General features: G+C 70.3%; 10 protein-coding genes. 8 read left to right on the plus strand and 2 right to left on the minus strand.

The features are described 5' to 3' along the window. The first annotated feature begins 197 nt into the window (after positions 1-197). The 5 genes from WMF14_RS49510 (at position 198) to WMF14_RS49530 (ending at position 6,470) form a co-directional block, all read left to right on the plus strand. Positions 198-1,757, plus strand: coding sequence for a BNR repeat-containing protein (locus WMF14_RS49510; RefSeq protein WP_437798037.1), 1,560 nt, complete (start codon positions 198-200; stop codon positions 1,755-1,757). Positions 1,758-2,160: 403 nt separating this feature from the next. Further along, complete coding sequence (gspC, locus tag WMF14_RS49515) at positions 2,161-3,129, plus strand: type II secretion system protein GspC (protein ID WP_437798039.1); 969 nt, start codon at positions 2,161-2,163, stop codon at positions 3,127-3,129. Between the two features lie 272 nt (positions 3,130-3,401). Continuing rightward, positions 3,402-5,252 (plus strand): vWA domain-containing protein, encoded by a 1,851-nt coding sequence (locus tag WMF14_RS49520; RefSeq protein ID WP_437798041.1) that lies wholly within the window; start codon positions 3,402-3,404, stop codon positions 5,250-5,252. 60 nt (positions 5,253-5,312) lie between these two features. Further along, complete coding sequence (locus tag WMF14_RS49525; protein WP_437798043.1) at positions 5,313-6,155, plus strand: hypothetical protein; 843 nt, start codon at positions 5,313-5,315, stop codon at positions 6,153-6,155. A 177-nt stretch (positions 6,156-6,332) separates the two neighbouring features. Next, positions 6,333-6,470: an integrase catalytic domain-containing protein gene (locus WMF14_RS49530; protein WP_437804440.1), complete on the plus strand. Its 138-nt coding sequence runs from the start codon at positions 6,333-6,335 to the stop codon at positions 6,468-6,470. 345 nt (positions 6,471-6,815) lie between these two features. Here WMF14_RS49530 and WMF14_RS49535 read toward each other — a convergent pair whose 3' ends face one another. After that, positions 6,816-7,169 (minus strand): hypothetical protein, encoded by a 354-nt coding sequence (locus WMF14_RS49535; RefSeq protein WP_437804461.1) that lies wholly within the window; start codon positions 7,167-7,169, stop codon positions 6,816-6,818. Between WMF14_RS49535 and WMF14_RS49540 the strand changes: the two genes are divergently transcribed. Then, complete coding sequence (locus WMF14_RS49540; RefSeq protein WP_437798044.1) at positions 7,072-8,238, plus strand: glycoside hydrolase family 11 protein; 1,167 nt, start codon at positions 7,072-7,074, stop codon at positions 8,236-8,238. The two genes, WMF14_RS49535 and WMF14_RS49540, sit on opposite strands and share 98 nt — an antisense overlap. 164 nt (positions 8,239-8,402) lie before the next feature. Here WMF14_RS49540 and WMF14_RS49545 read toward each other — a convergent pair whose 3' ends face one another. Beyond that, positions 8,403-9,659, minus strand: a complete 1,257-nt coding sequence (locus tag WMF14_RS49545) for a CapA family protein (RefSeq protein ID WP_437798046.1) — start codon at positions 9,657-9,659, stop codon at positions 8,403-8,405. A gap of 232 nt (positions 9,660-9,891) precedes the next feature. Here WMF14_RS49545 and WMF14_RS49550 point away from each other — a divergent pair, with 232 nt between their 5' ends. Further along, positions 9,892-11,784: an FAD-binding oxidoreductase gene (locus tag WMF14_RS49550; RefSeq protein WP_437798048.1), complete on the plus strand. Its 1,893-nt coding sequence runs from the start codon at positions 9,892-9,894 to the stop codon at positions 11,782-11,784. A gap of 124 nt (positions 11,785-11,908) precedes the next feature. Then, positions 11,909-12,799, plus strand: coding sequence for a LysR family transcriptional regulator (locus WMF14_RS49555; protein ID WP_437798050.1), 891 nt, complete (start codon positions 11,909-11,911; stop codon positions 12,797-12,799). The last annotated feature ends 2 nt before the right edge of the window (positions 12,800-12,801 follow it).

Consider the following 12,801-nt stretch of genomic DNA (forward strand, 5'->3'; position numbering starts at 1 on the left):
GCCCACTTCCCCCTCACGGGCGAACACCGCGTTGCGCTGCCAGGTCTTCGTGTGGAGCGTCCTCTCCGGACCGCGCCGGTCGGTGGGCGATGACGGCGCAATGCGATGGCTGGAAAGCTGTTTGCCGCGATCGTTCAAGGAGCACCGCTTGCCTCGCTTGGTACCGCTGCGGTACGGCAGTATCCTCGGGCAAACGCATGACCCTCCGACTTATCTTCTCCATTCTGCCCGTCCTTGCGCCGGTCGCCTGGCTGACGGGCTGCAGCGATGGCGAGCGCCCCTCGACGCCCGAGTCGTCGACCTCCTCAGGTTCAGGTGGCGCGAACCCAGGCAGCGGCGGCGCGGCGGCGACGACCTCCGAAGCCACCGGCGCGGGGGGCGGCGCGACGACCAGCGGCGCGACGAGCGGCGGCACGACCGTCAGCAGCACGACGACCGGCGGCGGCGGGGCGGAGCCCGTCGCGCCGGGGATCGTCAAGCTCGGCGAGGGAAAGCTCGCGGAGTCGGGGCTCACCGTGGTGTCCTACGGCGGCTACCTGAACGGCGAGTCGTTCCAGCAGGACGCGATGGTGTCGTTCGGCGGCTTCCAGTACACCGCCTTCTGGAACACCAACCGCAACGTCGTCCTCGCGCGACGGCGGCTGTCGACGAGCCCCGGCGGAGCGGCAGGCGGCTGGGAGAAGTTCGACTTCAAGGACTATCGGCTGAGCGCCGACGACGCCCACAACACGATCTCTCTCGGGATCGCGCCAGGCGACGGCACGCTGCACCTCGCGTTCGATCACCACGGCAGCGACCTGCACTACCGCCGCTCGGTCACGGGCCTCCTGACGGACCCGGAAGGCGCGGCCTGGGCCGCCTCGAGCTTCGGCGCCGTCGCGAGCGCGCTCGTCGGATCGAGCCGGGTCTCCCTCGTGACCTATCCGCGGTTCGTCACCGAGCCTGGCGGGGACAGGATGCTCCTGAGCGCCCGGATCGGCGAGAGCGGCAGCGGCGACGAGCACCTGTGGGAGTACGACGCGACGACGCACGCCTGGACCGCGCTCGGCGAGTACATCGAGGGCACCGACGCCAGCATGAACGCCTACCTTCACGGGCTGTCGTACACGCGCGGCGGCTCGCGCCTGCACGCGGCGTGGTGCTGGCGGGACACGCCCGACGCGACGACCAACCACGATCTCCTGTACGTCTACAGCGACGATCACGGGCGCACCTGGAAGAACAACGCGGGCGCCACGGTCGCGACGACCGGCGCCTCCTTCGTGACACGGAGCACGACGGGCCTCTCCGTGTGGCCCATCGGCCAGAACCGAGGGCTCATCAACCAGGAACACATGACGGTCGACGCGAGCGGCCGCGTCCATGTGCTGCTCTCGCACCTCCCCGACGCCGAGGCCGACAATTCGAACTTCACGAGCGCGCGAACGCGCAGCGAGTTCTTCCATTATCTCCGCGACACCGACGGGACCTGGGCGCGCCACGGCATCGGCCTGAAGGTGGTCCAGAACTTCCGGGGCAAGCTCGCGATCTCTTCCACCGAGAACGTCTATGCGATCCTCCCCGATCTCCGCATCGCCGGCGCCTCCCCGAGCGACGGCTACGCGACCTGGACGCTCCTCGACGCCGCCGACTCGGGCCGGTTCTTCTCCGATCCTCTGATCGACGCCGCCCGACTCGAGGCCTCGGACGAGCTCACCGTGTACTACCCAGCGCGGAGCTCCGTGGACATCTGGGGCCTGGAGTACGCGCTCCGCTGAGCCGCGCGAAGGACGCTCCTCGGTCCCCGAGCGCGCCCTTCACGGCCCCATCCCCCGAGCGAGCGCGCGAGCTCGCTCGTGGCGCCGTCCCCGCTCCCCACCAGCTCTGCCCTGATCGACGGATCTTCCGGTTGTTCCATCGGACGACGCACCTGATGCTCGCGGGGCGCGCTCCGCGTCCGTATCGGACAAGCGTCAATCGGCGCTGAGCGGTCCAATCAGAGCGGCAATCCCTGCCACATGGGGACGCGCGTCGCGTTCGGCGCCGCGCAGGCACGCTCGGTGCTCGTCCCGAGGCGCGGTCTTGCCGGTGGCGAGGGCGTGCACTGCCGCGAACGCCGCGGCGGCAAGGGACACTCGCGCAGCGAGCCCCGGCGCGCTCCGGCCAGGAGGAGCGTTACCCATGAACCCGGACGCGTTCGTCAAGCGCCGATTCGCATTCATCCTGGGAGGAATGGTCGCGGTCTCCGCGTATTTTCAGGCCTCCGGGGTCTCTCATCTCATCGCCCACCAGATCACGCGGGACGGCGAGACCTCCGCCCCCCCGGTCGCAGATCCTGTCGAGGCGCCGCTCTCCGAGGATCCCCCGCCGAGCGCGGCGGCGATCCTGGAGCGCAATCCGTTCGACTCGACGACAGGGCCGCTCGTACCCCCGCCGAGCGCCGCGCCCGCCGTCCCGGCGGATCTCTCGCAGCTCGACCCCTACCTCGCTCCACCCTGCGATACGGGCCGCGTCGTGCTGATCGCCATGTCCGAGGACCCCGAATGGTCGTTCGCCGCCTTCGAGAGCGATGGTGGACACACGGCGCTCGGGCGGCGAGGCGGGGAGATCGGCGGCCGGAAGGTCCAGGACATCGCCTGGGATCGGGTGTGGATGACCTCGACCTCGGGGGGCGCGCGCTGCCAGATGCAGCTCGGAAAGAAGGGCGGAGAGGGCGGCAAGAAGGAGCCCGAGCCGCAGGCGGCAGCGCCGGCTCCGTCCCGCGCGACGTACCGCCCGAGCAGCAGGAGCGATGTCCCGCCCGAGATCGCCTCGCGGATGCAGCGGGTGAGCGACACGGAGATCGACATCGACCGCTCGGCCGCCGAGAAGATCTTCGCGCAGCCCGAGCTCGTGACGCAGACCTCGGCGGCGGTCCCGGAGATGCGGGACGACAAGGTGGTCGGGCTGAAGATGATGATCAAGCCCGGCTCGGTGCTCGAGTCGTTCGGGCTGCAGAGCGGCGATCTCGTGAAGTCGGTCAACGGCATCGACCTGACCGACCCACAGAAGGCCATGCTGGCCTACTCGCGCATGCGCTCCGACAAGAGCCTGTCCGTCGTCGTCGAGCGCGACGGCCGCCCGACGAGGCTCAGGGTCAACATCCGCTGAGGCGAGGAGGCGGGCCCGGGCGGCAGCCGCGCTCCGCGCCGGAGCGACGCCGAGCGCCTCCGGGCTTGTCGCACACGCAGGCGGCGGCCGGGCACGCGGAGGTCGAATGCCGGCGCACGGACGACTCCTGCCGAACAATGTGCGATCGCCGCTGTCTCTGGCTGGAGCGCCCGGCGGCGGCCGACGCCGTCGCTCGGGAGCGGAGCGACAGAACAGATGCGGCGCTCACCCGTCAGACCGAGCACCCGCTCTGTCCGCGGGAGGGGAAGACCATGAACGAACTCGGAATCGCGTGGGTGAAGCGAGCGCTCCTCGGCGGAGCGCTCGTGCTGGGGCTCTCGGGGGCGGGGATCGCATGCAGCACGAAGGAAGCCCCCGTGACGTCGGCGCCCTCGGAAGCGTCCCCGGCGTCGATGCCGCTGGGGAACGCCGCCGAGGCGAAGAGCGAGGCCGTGGGGTCGGCCGCCGAACCCCTGGGGGCGCGTGAGCCCGCCGCCCCCAGACTCGACGTGGCGGGCGGGAAGGGGCGCGCGGGCGTCGGCGGCCTGGTGGTCCCCGCCCCGTCGGCCACCGGAGCGCCGGGCGAGGGCGCGGCCCGCGCCGCGGCGCCCGAGGCCGCGGGCCTCGACCCGAACGGCCGCTTCGCCACCACGTACCGCCCCGGCGGCGGCCACCTCGCCGCGTTCGAGTCCGCGGTCGCGCGCGGCATCGTCCCACCCGACGGGCGCGAGCTCGTCAGCGACGTCGGCGCCCGCTACGCCCCGTCGATCGACGTCCCGAAGGGCTCGGCGCTCGCCCTGCGCACGGACCTCGAGCGCACGCGGGTCCCGCCCGGCGGCGGCCCCGTGCACGTGCGCGTCGCGCTCCGCTCGACGGCGCAGGCGCCCGCGGCGCGGCCGCACCTGTCGGTGCACCTCGTGCTCGACGTGAGCGGATCCATGCAGGGCGAGCCCATGGCGCGGGCGCGCGACGCGGCCCGGGCGCTCGTCGACAAGCTCGACGCGAACGACGACTTCTCCCTTGTCACCTTCTCGAGCGGCGCCGACGTCAGGATCGACGATGGGCCCGTCGGGCCGCGGCGGGCGGAGATCAAGGCCACGATCGACGGCATCCGCGAGGGCGGCGGCACCAACATCGGCCAGGGCCTCGCGCTCGGCTACGCGCAGGCCGGCCGGCCGGGCATCCCGGAGGGCGCGGTGAAGGTCGTGCTGCTGCTCTCCGACGGGCGCGCGAACTCCGGGATCACGAGCTCGGAGCGGCTCTCGAGGCTCGCGCTCGACGCCTTCCAGGGCGGCGTCCAGACGAGCACGTTCGGGCTCGGCGCCGACTACGACGGCGCGCTGATGAGCTCCATCGCGAGCGACGGCGCGGGCGGGTACTACTACCTGCGCGATCCCGATCAGATCGCCCCGGCCCTCGCGACGGAGCTCGACAGGCGGCTCGATCCGGTCGCGACCGCGGTCGAGCTGCGGGTGCGGCTGAAGCCGGACGTGAAGCTGCTCCAGGTCTACGGGTCGCGCCGGCTGAACGAGGTGGAGGCGGCGCGCGTGCGGACGATCGAGGTCGCGGCGGACGCGCAGTCCGCGCGGCGCGACGGCATCGAGCGGGACCGGCAGGACGACGCCGAGGGCGGGATGCGGTTCTTCATCCCGGCGTTCTCGCGCGACGACAGCCACGCGATGCTCTTCAAGCTGGGCCTCCCGGCGGGCGCGGATACGCGGGCCATCGCGGCGATCGAGCTCAAGTACAAGGACCGCGTCGCCAAGAAGAACGTCGTGGACGAGGCGCCGCTCCGGGTCGCGTACGCGACCGGCGACGCGGACAGCGCGGCGAGCGTCGACCCGTCGGTCGCCCGCACGATCCAGGGCTTCGCCGCCGGCGAGACGCTGGCCGAGGCCGCCCGTCAGATCGCGCTCGGCGATCGCGACCGCGCCGCCGCGCTGCTCTCCGAGCGGGAGGGGATCCTGCATGCCGCGGCCGAGGCGCTCGGGGAGCCGCTCTTCCTCAAGGATGCGGCCCGCCTCGCGCGCCTCCGCGGCCACGCGGGGGCCGCGGGCGGCCTGGGCGATCCGCTCGTCCTGGCGATGCTGCTCGAGACGGCCTCGCGGACGCACCTTCACTGAGGGCGGGGCTCGGGGCACGATGGCGCGAGGGCGATCCACCGGCGGAGCCGAGGGGCGGACATGACCCAGACATTCACACTCCGGCGCGATGTGGCGGCGCAGCACGTCGATGTCGCGCCGGGCGGCGAGATCGTCCTCCGCGGCAAGCTGGTCTGCTCGACCGACGCCTCGATCATCGACGCGGCGACGACGACCTGGCCCGCCGGCGCGCCGGGCGGCGCGTCGGTCGACAGCGGCGGGCTCGTCGACCTCGAGCAGGGCGGCTTCCACATGACGAGCCGCGACCCCGCGACCCACGAGGTCCACGCCATCGCGACCGGGGATCCAGCCCCCGCGTGCGCGCTCGCGGGCGTGGAGGCCCCGTGCCTTCCGCTCCGGCTCCTGCCGCTCGCGCGCTCGCGGCTCCAGACGGCGCAGGAGCTGGGCAGCTGCCTTCGCGGGGGCATCACGGTCGAGGTGCCGGACGCCGTGCTCCCGCCCGTCGCGCCCGCGGCCGTTCCTTACGTGCAGGGCGCGGCCGTGCTGCTCGGCGTCTCCGTGCTCGCGTCGATCGGGTGGGTCGTGCAGCGCCGGCGCGCCCGATCGCCGCGCGGCCGCCTGCTCGATCTTGCGAAGCGCACCCGGGCCAAGCTGAGGGCCACTGACCCGGTCGTGGCCGCGCCGCTCGTGCCGGCCGTGGAGGCCGCGCTGGGCGCGCTGCAGCGGCGGCGTGTGGACGCCGCCTCGACGGAGGGCAAGCGGGTCGCGGAGGTGCTGCGGCGGGTCGAGCTGCGCCTCGACGCGTCGGCCGTGGAGGCGCGCGCCGACAGGGAGCAGCAGGCGGCGGACGAGCTCGTCCGCGAGATCGAGAGCGCGCTCGAGGCGGTCGACGAGGTGGACGGCGCGCGGCGCGGGCGGGCCTGAGGTCGACCAGCCCCCGCCGGAGGTCTGCGCGACGCTGCTGTCGCGCGGCGTCCATCTCGCCTCCCTCCGCGCGATGTACCGGCTGCTGACCGCCTCCGGCGAGCGCGGCGAGCGGCGCGCCCAGCGTGCGCCGATGAAGCACGCCAAGCGGGCGCTCACCGCCGCGGCCCCAACCAGATCTGGACGTGGGACATCACCGAGCTGCGCGGGCCGCTGCCTGGGGTCTTCTACTGCCTGTACGTCGTCCTCGACCTGCTCAGTCGCATGACCGTCGGCTGGAGCCGGAACGCGCCTCTCTGCGCGATCCACTCATAGGATTCTCGTCCGGCCTGTCTCAATCCTGTTGGCATTTTCCGCTCCCTCTGTGCCAATGTTGGATGAGAAACACGAGCAATGAAACCGCGCAAAATGGCGTTGTGTCGCGGTCGCTTCATGGCGTATAAATCTAGTCGAAGGACCACATGATCTTCCAGGGAGAGCATGGGTGTCCGGACAAGGTTTCGGACTCTGCGAATGGCACTACGTGATCCTGTGTGATCAGTCGCGAATGTCGTTGTCTCCCCTGGTCTCAATGCGCGACAGAGAGTCCCTGACAGGCGAGTCGCTTCGTGTGCATCTTCGGGAAACATTGGAAACATCTATGAAAAATTCAAAGCAGAATCAGTTCTCTCGTTGGTTCATACTGGCGTTCGCGTCAGTCGCGCTGGCAGCCTGTGGCGGTGATGACGACACCACAGGGGCCTCGAGCAGCTCATCGTCTTCTAGCAGCTCTTCATCCTCCAGCTCCAGCTCCAGCTCCGGCTCCAGCTCGTCGTCGAGCAGCTCCAGCTCGTCATCGAGCAGCTCCAGCTCGTCGTCGAGCAGCTCCAGCTCGTCGTCGAGCAGCTCCAGCTCGTCTGGCGGCGATCTCGCATTGGTGGTCGCCATTGACTCCGGTAGCAATTCGAGCTCAACGGTTGATGGCGTAGAGTACCAGGCGGACAAATACTCTAGCGGTGGTTCGACCAGCAGCACGCAAGACGCTGTCGTTGGTGGGCAGCTTTATCAAACAGAGCGGTATGGTTCGTTCAAGTATGAAGTCCCGGTTACCGCCAATGGCAAATACACCGTGAAGCTGCATTTTGCGGAAATCGACAAAACCAGCGCTGGCTCGCGCAAGTTTAGCGTTGCGGTTGAAGGCAACACGGTTGTCAGTGATCTGGATATTTATGCGGAGGTTGGTCATGACGTGGGCTACACGGAGACCTTCGCGGATATCGCGGTGAATGACGGCAGCGTCACGATTGAGTTGATTGAGGGGGTGGAGAGCCCGACGATCGCAGGATTTGCCATTTTCTCCAACGATGGAGAGTTGGATACGACGGTCACGCCCGACCCCCTCCCCGATTTCTCCAAGTACTCAGCCTACACTCAGCAATACACTGAGAAGACCGTGATCAATTCGAATCACGCGACGGGCCACGTCGGTGAGTTCTTCTTCACTCACTGGAAAGACGGCGGCTCTACGTCTTTGACCGTGGACCCGAATGGCGAATTCAGCGTGACCTGGCAGGGCGGCGGCTATAACTATGTCGGTGGTCCAGGATGGCATTACGGAGATGAGAAGAGGGTGATCGGCTACCGCCTCAATAACGACAGCGGCGCGAGCTATATCGCTTTGTACGGCTGGGGGTACGACAAGACCATGCCCACTTCCAACGCGGCACACCTGGTGGAGTATTACATCCTGCAGCGATGGAGTTATGATCCCAGCCAGGGCGCTACCGCTGGCAAGACCTTCACGAGCGATGGAGTTCAGTATTCCACTTACCGCTCGACGCGGCAGCAGCAGCCCTCTATCAATGGTCGCTCCACTTTCTACCAATACTGGAGCAAGCCTGCTCAGCCGCAGGCTCTCGGGCAGGATCACAAGATCGTATTCGCCGATCACGTGAAGGCATGGGCCGACAACGGCTGGATCCTTCCGAACACGAACAATCTGGATGCGAGCGACGATCCCACCTATCAGGTCCTGGCCGTCGAGGTGTTCAACCCCGGTAGCAATGGAACTGCGTCTGGTCGCGTCTGGAACGCGACGCCCTGATCCAATGCCTCGATGGCGCCGTGCTCGACGCCATCGAGGCTCTCCGCTTCGCTCCGACCCGCTTCGCGGGCGCCCTTTCGGGCGGCCTCCGCCCAACAGCCGGCGCCGACCGACGGTGCCGAGCGATTCGCGCGCGTGCCCGCCGCAAGGCCGCGATGCGTCGCTCAGCGGATCGGGCCGGCGATCTCCGGGTGCGGCGCCGGGGCCGCCTTCGCCGCGGGATCGAGCGGCGCGCAGCCGTCGGCGGCGAAGGGGCCGATCGCCGGCTCCCCCTTGACGAACGCCGAGACGCGGCGCATCCGCTCGGTGAACGCGGCCTCGGTCTCGGCCCGCCGCGGGTCGGCCGCGAGCGGGACGGTCCCGAGGCCCTCGCTGCGCACCGGGCAGATCTCGGCGAGGGGCGGCGCGCCCCGCCGCAGGCGCAGGCGCGCGAGCATCGCGAGCTCGACCGCGGGGCCGGTCTTCTTCACCTTCATGAGGAAGTTGCCCAGGCTGTAGAAGATGGGCCGGCCGCGGCGGAGCTCGATGCCCTGGAGCACGTGCGGGTGGTGGCCGAGGAAGGCGTCGGCGCCCGCGTCGATGGCGGCGCCGGCGAGCGCGCGCGCCTGGGGCAGCGGGGTGTCCAGGTACTCGGTGCCGCCGTGGTAGCTCACGACGACAGCGTCCACGCCGGGCTGCTTGCGCGCGGCGCGCACCGCGGCGGCGAGCCCGTCCCGCTCCGCGCCCGCGACGAACTCCCGCGCCGGGTGCTGCCAGAGCGAGCCCTGGTTCCAGATGCCGGTCACGGCGAGCAGCGCCACGCGGAAGCCGCGGCGCTCGATGATGGCCGGCGCGTACGCCTGGAGCCGCGTCCGGCCGGCGCCCACGTAGGCGACGCCCGCGCGCTCCAGGTGGCCGAGCGTCTCGAGAAACGCGCCCTTGCCGTAGTCCCACATGTGGTTGTTCGCGAGCGACACGACGCCGATGCCGGCGCGCGCGAGCGCGTCTGCGCCGGCCGGAGGGCCCGTGAACACGAGCGGATGGCGCGCGTGCTGGGTCTCTCCGCGCTGGTCGCTGAGCTGGTTCTCGAGGTTGACGAAGCGCACGTCGGCGGACGCGAACAGGGCCGCGACGGAGGCGAACGGATCGTACGCCGGATCGCGGAGCAGCTCCTGGCCGAGCGCCTTGCCGAGGCAGACGTCGCCGCCGGCGAGGAACGTGATCGCGGCGGTGGCGTCTGCCGGCGCGGCGGTGGCGGCCGGCGCGGCGGTGGCGTCTGCCGGCGCGGCGCGGGCCTCCCGGGTCGCTTCCGCGACGTCGCGGGGCGCGGCTGGCGCGACGATGGGCGGAGGCGCGAGCCCGGCGCCCACGTTGGCGGGCCGCTCGCAGCCGATCTGCGCGGCCGCTGCGCACATCGCGAGGAAGAAACGGGCAGGGCGCATCGCGAGCGGCGTCTCGGCGCGCATTATCCACGGGCCCGCGGCCGCGCCCAAGTATCCGGTGGTACGCCCGCAGACGTTCGTGCCACCATCGCCGCGCGTTGAGCAGGCCCAGAGGAGCCGCGGCGTCGATCGGCGGCCGCGCTCCCTCGATGGATGTCCGGCCCGCTCCAGCGCGATCTACTCCGGATTGGACGCGCGCTCGTGCGCGGGTTGCTTGGAAGGCCTTATCTCCATGGTGAATCGAAGACGTGAGACTCCCTCGGGCTCGACGCTGCTCTCCTCGCGCGGCGCGACGCCGTCGAGCACGCGCATCGTGCCGGGCGCCGCGGCGCGCGCGGCGGACGAGGCGCGCGACGAGGAGCGCAAGGACGGCTGGGGCTTTGCCGACACCCGGTTCGTCGTCAAGCCGAGCGGCAGCGTCGTGCTCACCGGCACGCGGTACAGCATCAGCAACGTCGAGCTGCCGTCGCTGCTCCCGTGGATGTCGGCCACGCTCGCCGCGCCGCTCTCCTACGAGAACCGCAACGAGCCGCACTACCCGCCTCGGATCCCCGACGCCAAGGTCGCGAGCGAGCTGCTCGCCGCGCTCCGCGGCTTCCTGGCGGACGATCAGATCTCGCAGGATCCGCTCGTGCGTCTCCGGCGCGGCCACGGCCACACCGGGGCCGAGATCTGGGCGATCCGCTACGAGCGCCTCGAGCGCGTCCCGGATCTTGTCGTGTTCCCCGCGTCGCACGACGACGTCGTGCGCGTCACCGAGATCGCCAAGCAGCACGGCGCGTGCCTCGTCCCGTTCGGCGGCGGGACCAACGTCACGGACGCCCTGCGCCTGTCGATCCACGAGGAGCGGACCGTGATCGCTGTCGACATGCGGCGCATGAACAGGATCCTCTGGCTCGATCCCGTGAACCGCATGGCCTGCATCGAGGCGGGCGCGACAGGGCGGCACATCGTCGCGGAGCTCGAGAAGCACGGGCTCACGATGGGGCACGAGCCCGACAGCCTCGAGTTCTCGACCCTCGGGGGGTGGATCGCGACGAACGCGAGCGGGATGAAGAAGAACCGTTATGGCAACATCGAGGATCTCGTCCTCGACATGCAGGTCGTGACCGCGCATGGCGTGGTCGAGCGGCCGCACGTGGCCCCGCGCGAGAGCGTCGGCGCCAACCCGAAGAACTGCATGTTCGGCAGCGAGGGCAACTATGGAATCGTGACCAGCGCTGTCGTCAAGCTGTTCCCCCTGCCCGAGGTCCAGCGCTACGGCAGCGTCATCTTCCCCGACCTCGCGCGCGGGCTCGCGTTCCTCTATGACCTGCAGGGCGCCGGCGCGCTGCCCGCGAGCGTGCGCGTCATGGACAACACGCAGTTCCACTTCGGTCAGGCGCTCAAGCCGAAGAAGTCCGGGGTGCTCGCCCGGGTGAAGAGCGAGGCGGAGAAGCTCGTTGTGACCCGGATCAAGGGCTTCGATCCGCACCAGCTCGCCGTCGCCACCATCGTGTTCGAGGGGACGAAGGAGGAGGTCGACTTCCAGGAGAAGGCGCTCTACCGCATCGCGGCGCAGCACGGCGGGATGAAGGCGGGCGCGGCGAACGGCGAGCGTGGCTATCAGCTCACCTTCGGCATCGCGTACATCCGCGATCTCACGTTCGAGCACTGGGCGATCGCGGAGAGCTTCGAGACGAGCGTCCCGTGGAGCCGCGCGCTCGAGCTCTACGACCGGGTGCGCCAGCGCGTCCTGCGCGAGCACGAGCAGCGGCGCCTGCCGGGCAAGCCGTTCTTCACCGGGCGCATCACCCAGGTCTACCCCACGGGGGTCTGCATCTATTTCTATCTCGGCTTCTACGCGAAGGGCGTCGACGACCCCGTGCGCCATTACGCCGAGATGGAGCACGCCGCGCGAGAGGAGATCCTCGCCGCCGGAGGGTCGCTCTCCCACCATCATGGAATCGGCAAGATCCGGCAGGATTTCGTGAAGGACATCTACTCGGACGGCGCGCGCGCCTTCATGCGGCAGGTGAAGCAGGCCGTCGATCCGGACAACGTGTTCGGCGCGGCGAACCACGGCGTGCTCGGCGAGGTCGCGCTCTCGAGCGCGGAGGAGCAGGGGCGAGCGCCCTCGCCTTGACCTGGGCGGCGCGGCCGCGTGTGTGCTTTGCTGGCCGCACGACGACCTACCGCGCGCGCTGTCCGTGCCGGCCAGCTTCGTGACGTTCCAGCCGAAGGCACACCTGGGCTAAGCTGTACCCCTCGTGACCAAGCCGTCGGACCTCGACTGGAATGACCTTCGCTACGCCCTCGCGGCCGTGAGGGCCAAAACGTTGGCTGGCGCGGCGCGCTCGCTGGGCGTCGAGCACTCGACGGTAGGCCGCAGGCTCGTGGCGCTCGAAGCTGCGCTGGGCGCCCCGCTGCTCACGCGCGGCCCCGAGGGGCTTTCGCTCACGGCGATAGGCCAGACGGTCGCGCCGCTGCTCGAGCAAATGGAGCAGGCGGCGCTCGCGGTGCAAGCGGCCGTGCGGTCGCAAACGGTTCGGATCAAGCTGGCCACCCCCTCAGCCTTCGGCCGCTTGCTCGCCCCGCACATTGGCGCCTTCCAGGCCGCCCGCCCCGAAATCGTCTTGGAGGTACTGAGCGGCAGCCGCCCGGCCGACCTCAGAAAGGGCGAGGCCGACGTCGCGCTGCGTTCGGGCACGGTCGACGGCGACGAGCTCATCGCCAAGAAGATCGGTGAGCTCGATTGGTCGCTGTATGCATCGGAAGCCTACCTGGCGCGGCACCCGGCTCCGGCCGGCTCGCGCGACCTTCGGGGGCACGACCTGTTGGGGTTCGAGGTCGGCATCAGCAACGCCCCTCTGGCCCGGTGGCTCGAAGAGCGCAGCGAAGGCGCCCGCGTGCTCATGCGGTACCGCGAGGTGAGCGACCTTCTGGCCGCCTGCGTCGCCGGCATGGGCATCACCATCTTGCCTTGCATTCTCGCTTCGCTCGAGCCTTCGCTCCGGCGGCTCACGGGCGAGAGCCTCGGCAAGAGCCGGCTCTCGATCGTATACCGCAAAGAGGCGTCCCTCGCCGAGCCGGTGAGGGCGGTCATCGAGCTCGTCACCGAGGCGTTGCGCGGGCACCTTGGGACCTCAGGGCGCCGCTGATG

Source organism: Sorangium sp. So ce693 (assembly GCF_051521375.1).
Classification (GTDB): domain Bacteria; phylum Myxococcota_A; class Polyangia; order Polyangiales; family Polyangiaceae; genus Sorangium; species Sorangium atrum.